At 37.5% G+C, this 20,158-nt stretch carries 17 protein-coding genes and 2 pseudogenes; 11 read left to right on the top strand and 8 right to left on the bottom strand.

Going from position 1 to position 20,158, the window contains the following annotated elements; translation table 11 throughout:
• Positions 1-435: pseudogene (locus H592_RS23665) on the bottom strand (IS630 family transposase); the annotation flags it as partial.
• A 6-nt stretch (positions 436-441) separates the two neighbouring features.
• Between H592_RS23665 and H592_RS24915 the strand changes: the two are divergent.
• Positions 442-680, top strand: a pseudogene (locus H592_RS24915) (DDE-type integrase/transposase/recombinase); the annotation flags it as partial.
• A gap of 399 nt (positions 681-1,079) precedes the next feature.
• On the opposite strand, the gene H592_RS0111655 reads toward H592_RS24915, so the two are convergent.
• Positions 1,080-1,688 (bottom strand): mobile mystery protein B, encoded by a 609-nt coding sequence (locus H592_RS0111655; RefSeq protein ID WP_028868918.1) that lies wholly within the window; start codon positions 1,686-1,688, stop codon positions 1,080-1,082.
• A 4-nt stretch (positions 1,689-1,692) separates the two neighbouring features.
• On the bottom strand, positions 1,693-2,187 hold the full coding sequence (locus tag H592_RS0111650) for a mobile mystery protein A (protein WP_028868917.1): 495 nt from the start codon (positions 2,185-2,187) through the stop codon (positions 1,693-1,695).
• Positions 2,188-2,832: 645 nt separating this feature from the next.
• Between H592_RS0111650 and H592_RS0111645 the strand changes: the two genes are divergently transcribed.
• The gene (locus H592_RS0111645) at positions 2,833-4,017 is read left to right on the top strand and encodes a site-specific integrase (RefSeq protein WP_028868916.1); all 1,185 of its coding nucleotides are present in this window, start codon (positions 2,833-2,835) and stop codon (positions 4,015-4,017) included.
• The gene (locus H592_RS0111640) at positions 4,010-4,366 is read left to right on the top strand and encodes a hypothetical protein (RefSeq protein ID WP_028868915.1); all 357 of its coding nucleotides are present in this window, start codon (positions 4,010-4,012) and stop codon (positions 4,364-4,366) included. Before H592_RS0111645 ends, H592_RS0111640 begins: the two co-directional genes overlap by 8 nt.
• A gap of 401 nt (positions 4,367-4,767) precedes the next feature.
• Here the strand turns inward: H592_RS0111640 and H592_RS0111635 are convergent, their stop codons facing one another.
• The 4 genes from H592_RS0111635 to H592_RS0111620 form a co-directional block, all read right to left on the bottom strand.
• Positions 4,768-5,136, bottom strand: coding sequence for a hypothetical protein (locus H592_RS0111635; RefSeq protein WP_028868914.1), 369 nt, complete (start codon positions 5,134-5,136; stop codon positions 4,768-4,770).
• 49 nt (positions 5,137-5,185) lie between these two features.
• Entirely contained in the window at positions 5,186-5,335 is a 150-nt protein-coding gene (locus H592_RS0111630; protein ID WP_245600425.1) for a DUF2933 domain-containing protein, read from the bottom strand.
• A gap of 203 nt (positions 5,336-5,538) precedes the next feature.
• Entirely contained in the window at positions 5,539-5,907 is a 369-nt protein-coding gene (locus H592_RS0111625; RefSeq protein ID WP_028868912.1) for a cupredoxin domain-containing protein, read from the bottom strand.
• Between the two features lie 9 nt (positions 5,908-5,916).
• Positions 5,917-8,454, bottom strand: a complete 2,538-nt coding sequence (locus tag H592_RS0111620) for a heavy metal translocating P-type ATPase (protein WP_028868911.1) — start codon at positions 8,452-8,454, stop codon at positions 5,917-5,919.
• 707 nt (positions 8,455-9,161) lie between these two features.
• On the opposite strand from H592_RS0111620, the gene H592_RS0111615 reads away from it, so the two are divergent.
• The 8 genes from H592_RS0111615 to H592_RS0111580 all read left to right on the top strand — a co-directional run bounded on the left by H592_RS0111615 (position 9,162) and on the right by H592_RS0111580 (position 18,404).
• Positions 9,162-9,485 carry a hypothetical protein gene (locus H592_RS0111615; protein WP_156916114.1) on the top strand — a complete coding sequence of 108 codons (324 nt, stop codon included), beginning with the start codon at positions 9,162-9,164 and terminating at the stop codon, positions 9,483-9,485.
• 168 nt (positions 9,486-9,653) lie between these two features.
• Positions 9,654-10,964, top strand: coding sequence for a TolC family protein (locus tag H592_RS0111610; RefSeq protein ID WP_169727657.1), 1,311 nt, complete (start codon positions 9,654-9,656; stop codon positions 10,962-10,964).
• Between the two features lie 12 nt (positions 10,965-10,976).
• Complete coding sequence (locus tag H592_RS0111605) at positions 10,977-12,419, top strand: efflux RND transporter periplasmic adaptor subunit (RefSeq protein ID WP_028868908.1); 1,443 nt, start codon at positions 10,977-10,979, stop codon at positions 12,417-12,419.
• Entirely contained in the window at positions 12,416-15,544 is a 3,129-nt protein-coding gene (locus H592_RS0111600) for an efflux RND transporter permease subunit (protein WP_028868907.1), read from the top strand. The genes H592_RS0111605 and H592_RS0111600 overlap by 4 nt, the downstream gene beginning before the upstream one ends.
• Positions 15,545-15,632: 88 nt before the next feature.
• On the top strand, positions 15,633-16,295 hold the full coding sequence (locus H592_RS24410) for a hypothetical protein (protein WP_028868906.1): 663 nt from the start codon (positions 15,633-15,635) through the stop codon (positions 16,293-16,295).
• Positions 16,296-16,448: 153 nt separating this feature from the next.
• On the top strand, positions 16,449-16,889 hold the full coding sequence (locus H592_RS0111590; RefSeq protein ID WP_245600412.1) for a DUF411 domain-containing protein: 441 nt from the start codon (positions 16,449-16,451) through the stop codon (positions 16,887-16,889).
• 169 nt (positions 16,890-17,058) lie between these two features.
• Positions 17,059-17,490 carry a copper resistance CopC family protein gene (locus H592_RS22190; RefSeq protein ID WP_051369145.1) on the top strand — a complete coding sequence of 144 codons (432 nt, stop codon included), beginning with the start codon at positions 17,059-17,061 and terminating at the stop codon, positions 17,488-17,490.
• Positions 17,491-17,501: 11 nt separating this feature from the next.
• Complete coding sequence (locus tag H592_RS0111580; protein ID WP_051369144.1) at positions 17,502-18,404, top strand: copper resistance D family protein; 903 nt, start codon at positions 17,502-17,504, stop codon at positions 18,402-18,404.
• Positions 18,405-18,981: 577 nt separating this feature from the next.
• Here the strand turns inward: H592_RS0111580 and tnpC are convergent.
• The coding region (tnpC, locus tag H592_RS22185; RefSeq protein WP_211235661.1) for an IS66 family transposase at positions 18,982-20,158 on the bottom strand (1,177 nt) is incomplete at its 5' end.

Genomic DNA, 20,158 nt, shown 5'->3' with positions numbered 1-20,158 from the left:
TAAGGAGCCTCCTATTTCAGGGAGCTTATATTCGAAAAAATCATCGATTTGTTCTCGAAACTCTTTGGCTGTAGAGAAATATTTATTATTTCTCACATGTTCGTTCATGACTTTCCAAAGTCGTTCTATTGGATTTAAATTAGGACTATAGGGAGGTAAATAGTGCAGCTGAATATTAAGCTCTTTTGCTTTGTTTTTAACTATATTTGAACGATGGTAAGCGGCACTATCTAGTACTAGATGAATGCTGAGTTCAGGCGAATGCTGTGCTCTCAATTCCTCTAAGAAAAAATTAATATATTCACCGTTCACTTTGTCATAACGTTTAACAATAGCGGAACCAATTTGGTTCAGATTTATTGCGCCAATAATGTTTAGTCGCGTTCGGCTTCCAGTGGTTTCAATACTTTTATCATGGCCTGTTTTTATCCAGCCGCAGGTCAAGGTGCGCCGTTAAAGGTTGTGACGGATAAACTAGCAAGTTACTCTGCTGCAAAAAAGAATTAACAACAAGTGTAGAGGGCTCAACTATTCAGTATGAAAATATTAGGTGTGAATTCTCACATCAACCTACTCAGCAATAAGAACGGCAGATGGGTAAGTTTAAATCACAGGGTCAAGCCCAGCGTTTTTTAAGTTGCCACGGGGTAGTAAATGACCTATTTCATTTTGGCCGTCATTTAGGATCGGCTTCAAAATTACTTGCGCTTTTGTTTTCAAAATAGCCAGTTATTTTAGGCTTTTTTAAAACAATTTTTAGCGCAAGTTATTGTGTAACGACTCATTAATACAAGCGAAATACAATCGAGTATTTCTTGTTCGCTTCTTTTCTGAATGGATACAGGTGAGTTGCGTCCAAAAATTAGATTAATGCTAATTTTATAGCCTTTAATCGCCCACCTCAGATAAGTTGACAATACCGTCTGGAGCAAGGATGGGGGCTTTTTAAAGCAGCTTTCTACGCTTGAATTAGATTTTTAAATTACACCTAGTAATAGCAAAAAATCGGTGATAAATCAGGGTGGAAAGAAGAGTCGCCATTACTTAAAAAGCCTATAACCAGATTATCACCACTTATTTTAGTTACCCAAACTTTGAAGGTATTTAATAAATACTGAGAAATCCCCCTCATCTGCCTTTCTTAGGCCGGTAATATAGGAAGAGCGCTCTTCAGTTACATCCTCAAGTTTGGCATATGCCCATTTCATCGGTTTCTCTCCGAGTAGATATACTCGAACAATATCAGTGAATATGCGTGAATGACGACCATTACCGTTAACGAATGGGTGGATCTGAACAAGGCGATGCTGAATTCTGGCAGAGAGCTCAAGGTTATCGTAATGCTTAAATTCAACCCAACACTTCGCATCTTCGAGAAAGTTATGTAGATCAACAGGAATATTTTTAGGATCGATGCCAATGTTAAGTTCACGCTGCCGAAATATTCCAGCCCACTCCCAAACATCCCCAAAAAGAGCCTTGTGCAAGTTAGTCACAAAGGCCCGATCAAAGATAGAATCTAATGTTGGTTTTTTAAGGGTACTAGCCCATATTTGACCTTGGAGTATGTTAGCCGCTTCAAGTTCATTCAATTGCTCACGGGTATCAACATGCTTATGCTTCAGGCCAAGCATATCATCAGGGGAGAGTGGTGTTGCTCCCTCTGGGTTTTCAATCAATGTTGTCACAGAACTATTCCTTAGTATCATTCCAAAGAGCACGGCCACTGGATTCGATAACTTGTTCTTTGATCTGCTTAAGTAGTCGTTTCTGGGCTTTTTCATCAATAGACTGAGCTTCCAAAAACATGTTCTGAGAGTTAGCATCTAGGCTTCGAGAGGCTATTTCTGTCGCCCTATCATCAATGATCTCTTCAATTGGTTTTCTTGGCACCAAAGCATAAGTAAGATCGCAGTTGAGTTGTTCGGCTAAATCTTGAAGTTGGTTTAGCGTTATATTACCTTCAGCCTCTTTGCGTTCGAGAACAGAGATTCGGTTTCGACTTAAGCCCATTCTTTTGCCAAGCTGAGCCCCTGACATCCCAAGTGCCGCTCTGATTGTTCTGATCCACCCCTCTTTAGGTTTTTTTATCTGTTGAACGCCTACTGCCGAATTGGCAATAGTTCTATACTGATGCATCACTGTTTGTTTTACTGTGCTTTTTGGGGAAGTGTGGATAAAATGCATTACTTAGCTCGCTTTCTAGATTTACTTATTAATTTAATTGTAATCTAAAACTGATACATTTCAATATAAACTGTATTTATATATAAATACAGTTTATATATTTTGTAACCTATAACGAGTGCAAATTTTGAATTTAGTATTTGATATTGATTACGTAACGTATTTTTTGTAATCAATATTAGATACACTTATTTGTAAATATACATTTATAAGTTTGCTAAACCTCAATCGCGTAATCTTAAGCTAAGATAAAACAGCTTAAAAATTTATAAATTAAGTTTCATATGTTGAATTTTTTCAATATAAAAGCCCAGTGTTATTATGGTTTTGTAATAAAAATGGTCATCATTGTTGTGACCAAATGGTGGCCAAAAATTTATTTGACCGTTTAATTAGATCAAAATAGGGTTTAAATGGTGTTGTTAATTTTTTTTTAACTGGTTGTTTTTAATGTATTTTATTGATTTTCAATAGCTTATGTATATTTAGCCCTTAAGCCTTCCAAGCTGATAATTCTTTTTGAAGGTGTTCATTATATTCGTCCATTTGGAGGGCGAAAAATCTTATACATCTGGGAAAGAATAGAAGAAGAAATGCTTAATGGTATTTCTTCTCAGTCATTAACGGCTGGTATGTGAGGTAAATATGGGATCAATTAATATAAGAAATGGAAAATTAGTCGCAGATTTTCGTTATATGAATCAGCGTTGTCGAGAACAAACAAAATTGTTGGATACGGCAACAAACCGTAAAAGATTAGCTAAGTTATTAAAAATAATAGAAGCAGAAATATTAACTAATGCCTTTGAATATGCGAAGTATTTCCCAAACTCAAAAAACGTACAGAAATTTGAAGTGCTTAATGAGCGTAAACAAACTGCTACTAATTATTTTAATGCTCCTGATGCACCAACATTAAAAGCGTTTTCAGAGTTGTGGTTTAATGAAAAAGCGATTGAATGGCGTAAAAGTCATAAACAATCAATTGAAGGGATTTTAGAGTCGCATATCTTGCCAGCATTTGGCCATATGAAGATCAGCGTCATCAAAAAACAAGATATCTTAACGTTTCGAGCTGCCCTCGCCAAAGTCCAGACTCGAACAAAGAAATCACTATCTGCTTCTCGTATCAATCATATTATGACACCACTAAGAATGCTGCTTAACGAAGCCGCTGATCGTTATGAGTTTACGTCACCTTGGAAAAATATTAAAGCCTTAAAAATCCCACGAACTGAGGTCAATCCATTTTCTTTAAATGAAGTTGAGCGTCTAATAAAAACAGCTCCTGATGATTTCAAATCTTATTACACGGTACGTTTCTTTACAGGCTTACGAACAGGAGAAATCGATGGTTTACATTGGGATAAAGTCGATTTAGATAAGAAGCAAATCTACATAACTCAAAGCCTTGTAAAAGGGGAGATGACAGACGCAAAAACTGACGGCTCGAATCGAACTATTAAGCTGACCGATAGAGTTGTATCTGCACTGCAGCAACAAATGAAAGTAACAAAGCACCTAGGACCTTTTGTATTTTGTAAAAATAATGGTAAGCCATTCAATTATCAAACAATCAGTCGTGTTATTTGGGAGCCTATGCTGCAACGATTAAAGTTGAAATACAGAAACCCATATCAAACACGTCATACCTACGCTACGTTGTTACTGGCCGCTGGTGAATCGCCAGAATGGATTGCTCAGCAGATGGGCCATACCACCACAACGATGTTATTTCGTGTTTATTCACGTTATGTACCCAACTTAACTCGGCAAGATGGCAGTGCCTTTGATCGTTACGTAGAAACTCAAGGAGAAGATAATGCTTAGTGTCCATGATCATCCAATAGTACAACAGATTGATAGTCAAATATCGCAAAGTGAAGCTTACCTATCAAGCTTACAAGTAAAGCGTATTGTACTAACAAAATCGTTATTAAAATCTACCTATGAAGTTGCTCAGATTATTTGTCATAATTTATATATAAACCAAAACCAAAGAGATATTGCTTTGTTATATGGGTACGAATATTTAACAAACATTCAAATGGTTGAGCAATGGCTATTAGAGCAATTAGTAGAGTTAAATCAACCTCGTTTTGATTGTGGTATTAATGAGTTACAGAATCGTTTAGTGATGAGGCTTAATAGCTTAAAACAGGATTCCATCGGGTTATAGTTATAGTTATAGTTATAGTTAGAGATTAGGATAGCTGCTATATCACTATCCTAATAATTTTTATGCGATTACTGAAAAAGGACTGATCCCTAAATTGCGATGTTATATCATTTTAATTTTTATTTAAATAAGCATGTGGTGTTAGAGTTTCTCATTCTAGAAGTTTGTAAATAGTAATTATCAACAGGATGATTTAAATATTACTAGTATTTTTATCTTCAGTTAAAAGAGGGGGGGGTAATCTTCATCTGTTCTTCCTCTCAATAAATAGATACTTTACAATCATATTGTTGTTTTATATATAATTAGAGCTTTATTCGAGACATAAAACGGTCAATTCTAATATGCTTTAAATAGAACAGTCTTTTATCGCTGATTTTTTAAATATTTTTAATAAACAGTTACCTATTTTTCTTGCTTCTAGGTGGTGCTTGGTGGCAACTCAATGGTTTATGTTTTGCATTTTCCATTATATTTTCATCGACAAATTTGTAATAGCCTTCTTTCAAGAGCTCCCACCAACCATCAGAAACATCTGCACCATGCTTAATAACTATCTGTTCAATAGCATCTAAATTTATATGAGTTGCGTCATAAGCAATATCTAGTAGGGCATCTTTAATATCAATTGTGACTGAATCAATGCCAAATGCTGCATCTATTTCAGTTATAATTTTCGTTCGATTTAGTTCTGTTAATCCTATTAATTGAATTTTTCTGTGCACTAAATTAACTTCTGTTACGCCGGCTCGATGATCTAAATTACTCATGTTAACCCCCTCTTTTTTGATTTTTATTTGGAAAATAATGTAAATATGCCTACTTAGGATCCTTATCATTATGGTGATGCTTTCCATGCATAAAGAAATGCATTAAAGGGCATAATAAAAGAATCGAAAAAGGTAAATACTCGAAAAAATACTGGTTATGTTTAGTCAGTAAATAGTAAGTTACGCCTGCTATTGCCATTATAACCACCCAAGATTTAGGCGTTAATAAGAGTGCTTTAATATTATTTATCATAATTTTTACCTCAATATTTATTTGGCCAGCATTTTTTCAAAGTTCACATTTGCAATATCATTTAATTGCCCAGCATTTTTTCAAAGTTCACATTTGCAATATCATTTAATTGCCCAGCACTTTTTAAAAGTTAAGATTTGCAATATCAATTACTCAACGACTAGATAACCCTTGTACATTTGCATTGAGCAGTGAAATACATACTTGCCCTTTTCCATAGGGGGGAGTGAAATTTCAGTGGTTTTGTTTAACGGTAATTCATCACTAATTTCAAAATCAGGGAAAATTAACGTAGCCGCACATGGGCTTGGATCTTTACGAATAAATTTAATAACACTCGGTGTGTTAGCTTTTAGAATAATATTCGATGGTTGATAAACACCGTCCTGCACCATTATATTTACTTCATCACCGATATTATTTGCTAATTTTTTTTGCTTATTATTTGGGGAGTAAAGCCAAAACCACCAAACAATGAAAGCAATTAAAACGATGCCTACAAAGTTAATAATTAACATAATTTTCTCCTAATGATCTTGTGCTTTAAATAAACGTAAACGATTTGCATTACTCACTACCGTTAACGATGAAAGAGCCATTGCAGCACCCGCAATAACAGGGCTAAGTAATAATCCAAAGAATGGGAATAAAATTCCCGCTGCAAAAGGAACACCCGCGACGTTATAAATAAAAGCACCAAATAGATTTTGTTTAATATTGCTTAAGGTAGCTTTGCTCACTGCGATTGCATCAGCAAGGCCATGTAACGAGCCTCGCATTAATGTTATATCTGAGCTTTCTATCGCTACATCAGTTCCTGTACCAATTGCAAAACCAACATTTGCAAGGGCAAGTGCTGGAGCATCATTAATGCCATCACCAGTCATTCCTACTATTTCACCTTGAGCTTGTAATTCCGCTACTTTCTGTGATTTTTCTTCCGGTAGTACTTCAGCAAAAAATTCTGTAATACCTACTTTTTGTGCCACCGCTTTTGCCGTTGCTTGATTATCACCAGTGAGCATGATCACTCGAATACCATTTTTTTGTAAACGCTTGATAGCAGAAATTGAATCTTCTTTGATCGGATCGGAAACGGCGATAATCGCGGCTAGCTCACCATCAATAGCAAAAAACATCGGCGTTTTAGCTTCGCTTGCCATTTTTTGGCTAATATCAAGGCTTTCTTTATTGACATTAATACCTTGCTCACTCATTAGTTTGTAATTACCAAAAAATAAGCGTTTATCGAGCACAACACCTTCTACACCTTGGCCAGTAATGGCATTAAAATGTTCGACTTTATCTGTGCTTAACCCTTTTTCATTTGCCGACTCCACAATGGCTTGTGCTAATGGATGTTCAGAAGCAATTTCTAAACTTGCCACTAATTGTAATATCTGATCATCTACCATCGAATTAACACTGTGAACATCTGTAACTTTAGGTTTACCTAAGGTTATAGTGCCTGTTTTGTCCAAGACCATAGCTGTGATTTTTGAAGCACTCTGCAATGCTTCACCATTACGAATAAGCACACCTACTTCGGCTGCTTTTCCCACACCTACCATTACCGACATAGGCGTAGCAAGCCCTAACGCACATGGGCAGGCTATAATTAGTACTGTAGTTGCTGATACTACTGCAAAGGCAACACTTGGATCTGGGCCAAAGTTTAACCAGATTAAAGCACTGGTAATGGAAATAATCATAATGGTTGGCACAAAATAAGCGGAAATAATATCAGCTAAGCGTCCTATCGGGGGTTTAGAGTTTTGCGCCCGTTTGACCATATTAATTATTTGTGCGAGCGCTGTATCTTTACCAACACGTGTCGCCCGAAAAATAATAGATCCACTTTTATTAATGGTTCCGGCAACGATTTCATCACCTATTGATTTTTTTACCGGCATAGGCTCGCCCGTTAACATCGACTCGTCAATGGTTGTTTTGCCTTCGTCAACTTTGCCATCAACAGGAATGCGCTCACCTGGGCGCACGCGTACGAGATCATTTAATAACACTTGATCAATGTTAATATCAATATCTTTGCCATCACGAATAACGCGTGCCGTTTTCGGCTGTAAACCAATCAATCGTTGTATCGCTTCGCTAGTTCTGCCTCTCGCTTTAACTTCAAGCGCTAATCCTAAATTAATTAAACCGATGATCATTGCAGTCGCTTCAAAGTAGACATGTCGAGCCATCTCAGGTAACGCCAATGGGTAGATAACAACAACCATTGAATATAACCATGCAGTACCAGTTCCTAAGGCAATTAACGTATCCATATTCGCGTTATGATTAACAAAAGATCTCCATGCGCCGATATAAAAATGTTTACCTGCAAAATACATAACAGCGGCACAAACAAGGCCTATCAATAACCAAACTGCACGATCCATGGTTGAGTTGACTGTCATAGGCCCACCCATTAGGCCATATACCATTAATGGCACACCTAAACCTAAACCAAATTTCATTTGTGTCATGAGTTTCTGGTAATACTTTTGTTCTGCTTCCTCTTTTTCATCAAGTAGCTGTTCATCGCTAGCATTATCTGTACTTTTAGCGTTATAACCTGCGGATTGAACCGTTTTTATAATTATATCTTCTGAAACATCGCCAGTGACAGTTAGGGTTCGTAGCGCAAAATTCATTTGTGCTTGTTGAACATCAGGAAGGTCATTTAATGCTTTTTCTATCTTATTGACGCAACTTGCACAACTTGCCCCTTCTACAAGCAACTCTTGTGTTTGTACTTGGGAGGAGGCAGGACTCTTATCTTTTGATGATTTTTCCTGTGCAGGAAGGTTATTGTTCACTGTATCCTGTTGCGAGGGGGGAGTCGTTTTATAGCCTTTTTGTTCAATTAAAATCACAACGGATTTTAATGTTGCATCATAATCTGAACTGTCTTCAATGACAATTTCTGCACTTTCCGATGCAAAATCTACCTTTGCATTCACCTTTGTTATTGCATTTAGTTCTGTTTGTAATTTACTTGCACAACCTTTGCAGGCCATACCATAAATAGGCAGTTTGAGACTTGTAGGTAAAGACATGCTTGCTCCTTATTTCAGTTTGGACAGTGACTTTATTAAGAAGCTTAATCCTTACCCTTGAGGCAAGGTCAAGCTGATCCTGTAATAATTAGTGAACTCCATTTTTCAAAAATAATTTACATCTTTAATTAAGGCTTATTTATTATTTTAGGCTGAAACCCGTTATATCTTCACCTTTATGCCTAGAACCTGTTCACCTCACTACTTGCTGATTTTTGCATCTTGAATGATAACGGGTATATCAGGTGTATAGCATTGTTCTCTATCTTAAAAACCAAGTCAAAAATTGTAAATCAGACCTTATAATATGCTATTAATCTGAAAAACTAACAATATGACAAAATTGTAATGTTGTTGTCATGTTTTAGAAAGATGCTGTGGGGTAAGTTAGCATTCAGATAGGCTTGATGAAGATGTTATTTATTTTAATTACGTTGATTAAACACTGTCTAGGTTTTTGATAGCGCTATGCTGAAGAGGTTTTTGGGCGCGTAATGTTTATTATCCTGTATTATTAAATGGTCTTAAAATGTAACTTGAAATTGATAAATAAACCACTGGAAAATATTTATAAACAAAAGAGTACCAAAAAAGTACTATATAAAGCTTGACGTTACCACTAGGGAATAGGCTAGTATATATTTGTCCACTTAACGATAGACGGAACTATGAAACGATTTTTTACTTTAATTTTAATGCTGGTAACAATGTTCACTTTCACTCAGAAAGCAGCGGCGTTTGTGCATCTATTCGAGAGTAAAACGGATTCGATGGTTGACTGCAAAATGTCTATGGACTTAAGTGAATCAAGCATGGAAATGAGTAAAATCGATTGCGGTGGCAATGAAAGATCTCATACTATGAAATGCCAAAGTGATTGTGACTTTATGACGATGGTGACTGTGCTTTATTTTATATCGCATGAAAATACTGTTAATCAGCCTCTGTCACAACTTTCTTACAAAACTAGTATTACCGGTTCCCCTTATTACTTTTCTGAATCTTTATATAGACCACCTCTTTTAAATTAATTTTCTATTTAGTTTTAGCTTAAATAATATTTGATTTATAGGCTTTTTATATGGCTATCTATCAATAAAATTAATTTATTTTATCCCGCTCTTGTATTAAAAACTAAATGCTGTTTTTTAAAAAACTGCATTGGTTATTTATAGGAGTACGAATAAAGGAAAGTGATTATGAAAATCACCCGGTCTGTTTTATCTGCTATAAATATTACTGTCAAGTTGGTGTTTAACAGCCTGTTTAGCATGATGTTTTTGCTTAGTTTTAATCTTTTTGCAGAGGGGATCACGCTCAATGACGCAGAGCAGTTAGCGATTAAATCTGACCCTGCGCAAGCAATATATCAAGCACAACAAGCCAGTTTGATTGCACAAGGTATTGCAGGTTCAACACTCGCAGATCCCATGATAAAACTAGGTGTAGCTAACATGCCTACCAATAGTTTTAAATTAGACCAAGAGGCAATGACGCAACTGACCTTTGGGCTTTCACAACAATTTAGCCGTGGTTCACAACTTGAATTAACTCAGAAAGGTTTTAATCAACAATCAGAAATTTCGGTTTATCAAGGTTTAGATCGTCAGTTAAACGTTAAAAAAACCGTGCGGGAGCTTTGGTTTGACATTCTTTTTATTGATAAATCGTTACAGATAGTAAAAGAAAATAAAAGATTATTTTCAGGGTTTTATCGAGATTTAGAATCTAAATATTCTTTAGGGTTAGCAGAGAATGAAGACTTGGTGCTGGCAGAGATCGAGATCAATAAATTTGATGAAAAGCTTGCTGCATTAAGTCAAAGATCGCTTAATTATCGTAGTTTGTTAAGCGAGTATATCGGTGAATACGCCTATCAACCACTGCCAACAGAACTTCCAAAATGGTCTGAAACAATATTTTATGTCAATACACTTAATGCAACCAATAATGAACATTACAGGTTACTTTCTCAGCACCCAATAGCAAAAATGTTAGCGCAAAGTGTTTTAGTGGCAGATAACAGTATCGAGTTTGCTGAGCAGGCCTACAAGCCTAGTTTTAAGGTCGAAGTGGGCTATGGGCATAGGTTAAGTGAAACCGACATGGGAGCTCGAAGAGCTGATCTTTTAAGTGGTTTTGTGTCGATGGATATTCCTCTGTTTACCGATAAACGCCAAGATCAAACGCTTATTTCAGCACAACATAATAAAGGGCAAAAACAAGCTGAATACCGCTTATTATTACGCCGACTTAATGCGTTATTAAATGCTGAAATTAGTAATTACCAGCAACTTGAAGAGCGTATAAGCCGTTATCAAGACAGTTTGTTGAAACAGGCAAAATTGCATACCAAGCTGCTAGAGCAAAGTTACCAATCTAATACTCGTCCTTTCCAAGAGGTTATTGATGCCTACATCCATGAACAGAACCTCTCTTTAGAATATCAACAGTTGTATTTCGACGGACTCAAAAGTCTCTCTAACATTCGTTATTTTCAGGCTCTTTAATAGGAAATTATTATGCGTTATTTATTAGTTTTAATCGTGGGTTTAGTGGTGGGATTTTTTGCCACTTATAATGAACAACTCAACAGTTTATTTGCACAAAAAAATATGTCATCAGAGCCTGAAATCTTATATTGGGTTGCGCCAATGGATGCAAATTATCGTCGTGATAAAGCCGGGAAATCACCAATGGGTATGGATTTAGTACCTGTTTATGCTGAAGCAAAAAAGGCAGAGCCAAAAATTTTGTACTGGGTCGCGCCAATGGATGCTAATTATCAGCGAGACAAACCAGGTAAATCACCAATGGGCATGGAGTTAGTGCCAGTTTATGAAGAGGTCGGTGGACAGTCAGAAGTGGGGCTAGTTACTATCTCTGCCGCAGTAGAAAATAACTTAGGTGTACGTACTGGTCTGGTTGTGAAAGATGAATTTAACATGCCCATTAATACGTTAGGCATAGTGCAAGCCAATGATGATGCGATTTGGCAAATCAATAGTCGTGTATCGGGTTGGATTGAAAAGCTCTATGTGAGATCTGTCGGTATTGAAGTTAAAAAAGGGCAACCCTTATTTGAGCTTTATTCGCCAGAGTTAGTGAAAGCACAGGAATCATTATTTAATGCCATTAACCTAAATCGTAGGGCGTTAATTAATTCATCAAAATCCCGTTTAGCCGTATTAGGGGTAAGTAATGAACAAATTAAAAAGATAATGAGCAGTAGAAAAGTATTACAAAATATCACTATTTTTGCACCGCAAAAAGGGACCATTTCAGAGCTTAAATTAAATGAAGGTGGATTTATTTCTCCTGCGACTCAAGTTATTACCGCAGTTAATTTAGATACGGTTTGGGTGGATGTTGAAGTATTTGCAGGACAAGTTTCATTGGTTAAAGTGGGTGATGCGGCCTCGATGAGCTTAGATTATTTTCCGGGACAACAATGGGATGGAAAGATCAACTTTATCTACCCTGAAATGAACGCAAGCAACCGTACTTTGCGTGTTCGAGTGCAATTCGATAACCCAACGGCACAATTAAAACCTAATATGTTTGCCAGTATTATTTTAACCCCAGAAATGAATAAAAGCAGACTACAAATTCCTCGCGAAGCGGTGATTTATGCGGGTAACATGAATCGAGTTGTATTAGCGAAGGGCAATGGTCAGTTTAAGTCTGTGATTGTGAAACTAGGTCTGGAAAATAAGACATCAGTGGAAGTTTTATCAGGTTTAAGTGAAGGCCAAAAAATTGTGACTTCAGCTCAATTTTTATTAGACTCTGAGTCCAGTATCAGTGCTGATTTTGAGCGTATGTTAGAAATAGACAAAGAAAACGAATCTGACTCAAATGTTAAAGGTGATGACTTGGACTGGTTAGATTTGGGTGCTGATTTTAATCAAGGTTTGTCACCAAAACCGTATTTAGAGATAGTGGCTAAAGAGGTGACGCTATGATTGCTCATATAATTAATTGGTCAATCAAAAACCGTATCATGGTTTTGTTGATCACCTTCGCTATTGTTGCCTATGGGGTATTTTCTATTCAGAAAACACCTATCGACGCTATTCCGGATCTTTCTGATGTACAAGTTATTGTTAAAACTAGTTATCCAGGACAAGCGCCACAAGTAGTTGAAGATCAGGTCACTTACCCGTTAACTACTGCAATGTTATCGGTGCCAGGGGCAAAAACAGTACGCGGTTACTCATTTTTTGGTGACTCTTACGTGTATATCATTTTTGATGATAATACTGATATGTACTGGGCCCGTTCACGGGTGCTGGAATACCTTTCACAAGTTGCCCCTGATTTACCAAAAGAGGCTCGCTCAGCTCTTGGTCCTGATGCAACGGGGGTAGGTTGGATATTTAGTTATGCACTGGTTGATAGAAGTGGGCAGCATGATTTAAGCGAACTGCGTAGTTTACAAGATTGGTTTTTAAAATTTGAGCTACAGACAGTTGCAGGTGTATCCGAAGTAGCAACCGTTGGTGGTATGGTCAAACAGTACCAAGTACGTGTTGATCCTAATAAACTACGTGCTTATAACATACCTTTAAACAGCATCAGCAAGGCAATCCAAAACGCTAACCAAGAAAGTGGCGCAAGTGTTATCGAGATGGGCGAAGCTGAGTATATGGTCCGTACTTCGGGTTATATCTCATCGATTGAGGATCTCAAATCTATACCGCTACAAGTGAATAGCCAGGGGACGCCTCTATTATTAGGTGATATTGCAGAAATAAATCTTGGTCCACAAATGCGCCGTGGTATTACTGAACTTAATGGTGAAGGAGAAGTGGTCAGTGGCGTGGTTGTGATGCGGTTTGGTGACAATGCTCAGGGGGTGATCACTGCGGTTAAGGATAAACTCAATGAGTTGCAAAAAAGCTTGCCGGATGGTGTGGAAATTGTTCCCACTTATGACCGTTCTGAGTTGATTAACAGCGCTGTAGATAACCTTTACCTTAAATTACTCGAAGAGTTTATTGTAGTGGTATTAGTTTGCGCCGCTTTCTTATTTCATTTCCGTTCATCTTTAGTGGTGTTATTGAGTCTACCCGTTGGGATCTTTGTCGCCTTTATTATCATGTCATGGCAAGGTATTAACGCCAATATCATGTCACTCGGTGGTATTGCTATCGCTATTGGTGCGATGGTAGATGGTGCCATTGTGATGATCGAAAATGTCCATAAGCATATGGAAAAAACGGAGCTGACGGATGAGAATCGCTGGCAGGTGATCAGCAAAGCCACACTTGAAGTTGGCCCTGCTCTATTTTTCTCATTATTGATTATCACTTTTAGTTTCTTACCTGTTTTTGCCTTAGAAGGGCAGTCGGGCAAGATGTTCTCACCCTTAGCATTCACTAAAACCTATGCGATGGCGGCATCGGCAGGTTTAGCAATTACCTTAATCCCTGTATTAATGGGATATTTTATCCGCGGTAAAATAATACCTGAGCATAAAAACCCATTAAACCGTTTTTTGGTGGCCTTATACAGACCTGTATTAGCCCTTAGTTTACGCTTTCCAATATTGACGATCTGTTTTGCATTAGTGGTGTTAGTCGTTGGATTCTATCCTGTGAGTAAAATCGGTAGTGAGTTTATCCCACCTTTAGATGAAGGTGATCTTATGTATATGCCAACTACTTACCCAGGTATTTCAATCGGTAAAGCCCGTGAGTTATTGCAGCAAACTAATAAGCTAATTAAAACACAACCGGAAGTTAAAACGGTATGGGGAAAAATTGGCCGCGCTGAAACAGCAACGGATCCGGCGCCACTGACCATGATTGAAACGACTATTCAATTTAAACCTAAAGCGGAATGGCGAGCTGGCATGACTAAAAAAATGCTGACGGACGAGCTTGATAGTTTAATTCAGTTCCCAGGGGTAACAAATGCTTGGGTTATGCCGATTAAAACGCGTATTGATATGTTAGCAACCGGCATTAAAACACCGATTGGTATCAAAATAGCGGGTGCAGATTTAAATGAAATTGAAAAAATTGGTAAGCAAATTGAAGTTATATTAAAAGATGTTAAAGGTACGGCTTCTGTTTATGCAGAACGAGTCACTGGTGGTCGTTATGTCAAAGTGGATATTAACCGTGAAAAAGCTGGACGTTATGGACTCAATATTGCCGAAATACAAGAGCTCGTTGCGGTTGCTATTGGCGGTAAAAATATTACTGAAACCATCGAAGGTTTAGAACGATACCCGGTGAACTTGCGTTATCCGAATGATTATCGCGATTCAGTGACGGCGCTGAAAAGTTTGCCAATTGTCACACCAAGTAAAATGAATATCAGTTTAAGCGATGTTGCCAATGTTTATATCGAAGCAGGGGCTCCGCTGATAAAAACAGAAAATGCGCGTCTTAATGGTTGGATATATGTTGATATTGAAGGCGTTGATCTAGGCTCGTATGTCAAAGATGCACAGCAGATTGTTAATGAGCAACTAAATTTACCTGGTGGGTATTCACTAGTGTGGTCTGGGCAATATGAATATATGGAAAAAGCCAATGCACGTTTGGCAAAAGTGATCCCCGTGACCCTTGCCATTATCGTTATTCTGCTCTATTTAGCCTTCCGCCGAGTCGGTGAAGTTTTGTTGATTTTATCGACACTACCGTTTGCGTTAATGGGCGGAATTTGGTTGATGTTTATGCTTGATTTCCACTTCTCTGTCGCCGTTGGTGTTGGTTTTATTGCGCTTGCTGGTGTGTCGATAGAAATTGGAGTCATTATGCTCTTGTATTTAAACCAATCATTAGAAGCAAAAAAACAGCTACGTCTTACGGATTTTAATCTCAATGATTTAAAAGAAGCGGTAACGGAAGGCGCAGGTTTACGAGTACGTCCCGTGATGATGACAGTTGCTGTTGTTGTGATGGGGTTAGTGCCTATTATGTACGGAGACGGCACAGGCTCAGAAGTTATGCAGCGTATTGCTGCTCCTATGATTGGGGGCATGGTTAGTGCTGTTATTTTGACTTTGATTATCTTGCCTGCGGCTTATTTTGAATGGAAAAAAATAAGCCTACGCAAACAGTTAAATAAAGACTAAGTGATCAACTCAAAATCGCCCTTAACAGATTTTAAGGGCATTTAATTTAAATTAAAAACGATTTAATTAAACAAGTAAGGAAATAAAAATGAATATTAAAAAAAGTAAAATCGCATTAGCACTCGGTACATTGATTTTTTTAGCCGCGCCACTTTCAAGTGCGTTTGCCAATCAAAATAACTGTCAAATGGGCGGGACGATGGCATCCATAAAAAGTGAATTACGTGGTTATGTACAAGGTGTTAAAGGTGATGATGTAAAGAAGATGCAGCAACATATGAATGCGTTATTACAACTAAGTGAAAAAGCGACTCAAGTAACACCTGCCATGGATCATTCTAAAATGGACATGAAAGAGATGACGGGTATGGATCATTCTAAAATGGACATGAAAGAGATGGCGGGTATGGATCATTCTAAAATGGACATGAAAGAGATGGCGGGTATGGATCATTCTAAAATGGATATGAAAGAGATGGCCGATATGGATCATTCTAAAATGGATATGAAAGAGATGGCCGGTATGGATCATTCTAAAATGGATATGAATGAGATGGCTACAATGCAAAACATGGAAGGAATGAGCAATGAGCAACACCAACATATGATGTATATGCACAACATGACCGAACTTAATGACATGTTTAAGCAGCTATCTAAAACACAAGAAAAAAATGAAATTAAGGTGATTTTGGGCAAAATTAAAGATCACAGTGAAAAGAACCAAATGTTTAAAAAAGAATGTAATTAAGCAGTTAAGGTTTGTTCAACATTGGCTATCAAGCCAGTGTTGATAAAGGATGTCAGTATTCGCCATAACATGGGGGATGACAGGCCTCTACCCACTATTTTTAACAATAAGTATTTTATTATTGATGTTTATTAATACTATTTAAGGAGTTTTATGATGAAGCTAACGACTAAAATATTAGCAATTACTTTAACCATGGCTAGTTTTTCTGTTTTGGCAAAAACAAGAATTGAATTATATAAATCACCAACTTGTGGGTGCTGTAAAGAGTGGGCCGCGATAATGGAAGACAAAGGTTATACAGTAAATGTACATCATCAAGATAACTGGTCAAATATTAAACAAAATTTTGGAATGCCCCCTCAATTACAGTCTTGTCACAGTGCAGTGATTGACGGTTATTTAATTGAAGGGCACGTTCCAGAGTCTGATATAGCACGCTTGCTTAAAGAGAGCCCTGTTAATATATCAGGACTTGCAGTCCCAGGCATGCCACAGCTCTCTCCAGGCATGGCAAGAGCAGGGGTTAAGTATGAAAACTTTAAAGTGGTGTCTTTTTCTAAAGATGGCTTGGCTTTATATAACCAATATTAAGCCCTTCTAAGCGAATATTTCGAATGGCCTTTTAACTTAAATTCATTGCTTAGGGAGTCAGTACAGGGAAATGATGCAGCTATGCACGTTAACAATAACAATAACAATACCAAAAACAATAAGTTCTTAGATTAAGATCTGACTTAAACCTAAAGATAAGAGAGATAAAATGAAAATTTTAAAAAATGTAGCAATATTCAGCTTGGTTTTATTAAGTCATTTAGTAAGTGCACATTCAGGCCTTAAAAATTCAATGCCTGCAAATGGTGCTACGTTGAATCAACTTCCTGAAAGTGTGGAACTTGAATTTACTATGCCAGTAAAATTGGTCAAATTGAAAGTTATAGAGCAACCTGGAAAACTAGTTAAAGTCACGAGTGCACCAAGTAAAGAATTTAAAAGTAACTTTAGTATTGAATTACCGGCGCTTGAGACGGGTAAATATAAAGTGATATGGGTCACGATGGGTAAAGATGCTCATAAAATGAAAGGCGAGTTCACCTTCTTAATTGAAACCTCGAATATGGGCAACATGACACATACCTCTGATATGGAAAAGATGCCAGTTAATGCTGATGGGCATAACCATCAACATAATTAATTGAGGTCTTTATGATTGAATTAACTATTTGGGACTATAGTAATATAGTCTCTAAGCTATTCATTTATATTGGAGTCGCTACTGCAATCGGTGGTCCTTTTATGGCTTTTTTAATAAATTCCTCCGTTAATAACAAGTCAATTCTTCATTATATTGTCATAAGCTGCGTTGTAGGTTTTATGGCGGTCATTGTGAACTTTTTCATTCAGGTTGGGACTTTTTCTGAGGCTGGTGTCTCAGGTATGTTTGATACTGATATGGTTAGTTTTCTTTGGCAAAGCGCTGTTGGTGAATCAGTTGTATGGCGTTTGATCGCATTTACTACATTAGGTGTGGCATTATTTTTTGGTCACTTTAATGTAAAGTATGAAACGTTTAGTGTAAAACATGCAATATTCACATTATTCTATGTTGTTACGATCCTGTTCTTTGCATATTCATTTACTTTTGTTGGTCATAGTGCCGATATCGGTAGTGTCGCAAAATGGTTGATAGGGTTTCATATTATGACCATGGCTTGGTGGGTCGGTGCGCTATATCCTTTATGGCTTAGTTGTAAATTATTGCAACCCCCTGCACTGTATAAGTTAATGTGCTTGTTTGGCCAAATAGCAATGGTTATGGTGGGGTTATTAATCGTTTGTGGTATTAGTTTGTTGTATTTAGTTTTTGATAGTCCAGTTGAGTTGTTGACGGCGCAATATGGTCAGGCAATACTACTAAAACTTGTATTTGTGGTTTGTATTTTATTGATTGCTGCTTACCATAAATATCATCTTGTAGAAGAAGTGCAAGAAGAGAAAGTTTGTCACAAGTTACAAAGCTCAATCAAAAATGAAATTATAATTGCATTGATAATTTTAACGGTTACCGCTGTACTGTCATCTGCTTTAGGGCCCATTAGCTTAGCTTAAATGACAACAAAAAATGTCGTTTGCTAAGTTGTCGAATTAGTCGAATAGTAGACTGAAAGTTATTGTTGAGGCTTATTATATTAATAAGCCTCTCCTCAGTCTGATTGCTAGGCGATAGTTTTGCTTAGTTTCTTGTGTAAATTTTATTATATATACCCGTTACCAATCAAGATGCATTATTTAGTCGCTAACTCGGACATCAAGGCAAGGCGTAACATGATGACTTTTCGAGCGGTTAACTGCGTTAATGCTCTATCGGTGGGTGTAAAACAAGTATTGCCCTTAAATGGCTAGCACTTATCGAATGTTACAACGCCACCTTAATGACAGATAAGTATTTTCGAGTTGGCGACCCCCAAGGCAAGTCTTGAGGCAAACATCTTCGTTCCTCGTTATTAATGGGCATAAAGTCTCAATTTAACCAGCTAGATTTTCAACGTTACCTAGAATCTGCTCACCTTCTGGATTGCTGATTTTTGCATCTTGAATGATGACGGGTATGTATGACAACAATGTACAACAACAATGTACAACAATGGACAAAGGGGATTGAACGTAAGCGTCTAGCGAACCACACCTACATTTTAATATTCCATGGCAACAAGCTATCGATATCGGGCTCTGGTTTGCACAGTTCATCAAGGCAAGCATTGACGTAATCAAATGGGATCAGACCATTTGCCTTGGCGGTTTCTACAATACTGTAAAGTGTCGCACTAGCATGGGCACCATTGGTCGTTTGGCTAAATAACCAATTCTTTCGTCCTATCACAAACGGTTTTACTGCTCGCTCTGCCCGATTGTTATCAATACTTAATCGACCATCGTCTAGGTAGCGTATCAGCTTGTGCCATTGATTGGCTAGGTAGTTAGCGGCTTCTATTAGCTTGCTGTTACCGACTAATTGTCGCTGATTCTGTTCAAGCCATGTGTTTAGCTTATTAAGAATAGGCAAACTATCTGCTTGCCTTGCTGTGTATTTTTCATCGATACTTTTATCTTTAATACGGGATTCAATGCCATACAGTTTCTGGATGAGACTCAATACTACATCGGCTTTACCTGCTTTATTTTTGCCTTGTAGCTTTTTCGCGTCAATGAACTTGCGTCTAGCATGCGCCCAACAACCTACGAGGGTAGCCTGTGTTTTACCATAAGCTTGATAGCCATCAACATGCAAGTAGCCTCGATAACCATCAAGATAATCGACCACGCAGGTGGCTGCGCGACTATTGTGGAAGTCGTAAAGTACGATATTAGGGATAGAATGATTCGGGACTGGTGAGTCTTGCCCTGAGCAATAGACCCACATGTAACTATTCACTTTATCAGATTTGACCACTTTTAATGGCGTTTCATCGGCAAACAGCGTGGGCTGCTTTAGCAGCTCGTCTTTCAGTCTTTCAACTAATGGTACGAAGCGGGTGGCTGATTTGTCTATCCAACTGCTCATGGTTTGGCGACTGAGCTCGATACCGTATTGCTTGAACATCGCTTCTTGGCGATAAAGCGGTAAACCATATTGGTATTTACTAGTAATAAGTTGAGCTAACAAACTCGCTGTTGCTATCCCTTTATTTATCGGCATCGCGGGCATGGCTGCTTGTTTAATCGGTGTATGAGTCGACGATTTATCACAGTGACGACAGGCGTATTTAGGACGAATATGCTCAATCACTTTAATTTGAGCGGGGATAAACTCAAGCTTTTCTGACTTATCCTCACCCATTTTATGTAGCTCACCGCCACAGCAA

The sequence above is a fragment of the Psychromonas arctica DSM 14288 genome (assembly GCF_000482725.1).
GTDB lineage: Bacteria > Pseudomonadota > Gammaproteobacteria > Enterobacterales > Psychromonadaceae > Psychromonas > Psychromonas arctica.
Note: the sequence above shows the minus strand (reverse complement) of the source record. Positions and strands in the feature narration are given on the sequence as shown.

Excerpts from the sequence above, each read along its gene's own strand:
- H592_RS0111650 (WP_028868917.1), bottom strand. The coding sequence starts at position 2,187 with ATGCATTTTATCCACACTTCCCCAAAAAGCACAGTAAAACAAACAGTG.
- H592_RS0111645 (WP_028868916.1), top strand. The coding sequence starts at position 2,833 with ATGGGATCAATTAATATAAGAAATGGAAAATTAGTCGCAGATTTTCGT.
- H592_RS0111640 (WP_028868915.1), top strand. The coding sequence starts at position 4,010 with ATGCTTAGTGTCCATGATCATCCAATAGTACAACAGATTGATAGTCAA.
- H592_RS0111635 (WP_028868914.1), bottom strand. The coding sequence starts at position 5,136 with ATGAGTAATTTAGATCATCGAGCCGGCGTAACAGAAGTTAATTTAGTG.
- H592_RS0111630 (WP_245600425.1), bottom strand. The coding sequence starts at position 5,335 with ATGGCAATAGCAGGCGTAACTTACTATTTACTGACTAAACATAACCAG.
- H592_RS0111625 (WP_028868912.1), bottom strand. The coding sequence starts at position 5,907 with ATGTTAATTATTAACTTTGTAGGCATCGTTTTAATTGCTTTCATTGTT.
- H592_RS0111620 (WP_028868911.1), bottom strand. The coding sequence starts at position 8,454 with ATGTCTTTACCTACAAGTCTCAAACTGCCTATTTATGGTATGGCCTGC.
- H592_RS0111615 (WP_156916114.1), top strand. The coding sequence starts at position 9,162 with ATGTTCACTTTCACTCAGAAAGCAGCGGCGTTTGTGCATCTATTCGAG.
- H592_RS0111610 (WP_169727657.1), top strand. The coding sequence starts at position 9,654 with ATGAAAATCACCCGGTCTGTTTTATCTGCTATAAATATTACTGTCAAG.
- H592_RS0111605 (WP_028868908.1), top strand. The coding sequence starts at position 10,977 with ATGCGTTATTTATTAGTTTTAATCGTGGGTTTAGTGGTGGGATTTTTT.
- H592_RS0111600 (WP_028868907.1), top strand. The coding sequence starts at position 12,416 with ATGATTGCTCATATAATTAATTGGTCAATCAAAAACCGTATCATGGTT.
- H592_RS24410 (WP_028868906.1), top strand. The coding sequence starts at position 15,633 with ATGAATATTAAAAAAAGTAAAATCGCATTAGCACTCGGTACATTGATT.
- H592_RS0111590 (WP_245600412.1), top strand. The coding sequence starts at position 16,449 with ATGATGAAGCTAACGACTAAAATATTAGCAATTACTTTAACCATGGCT.
- H592_RS22190 (WP_051369145.1), top strand. The coding sequence starts at position 17,059 with ATGAAAATTTTAAAAAATGTAGCAATATTCAGCTTGGTTTTATTAAGT.
- H592_RS0111580 (WP_051369144.1), top strand. The coding sequence starts at position 17,502 with ATGATTGAATTAACTATTTGGGACTATAGTAATATAGTCTCTAAGCTA.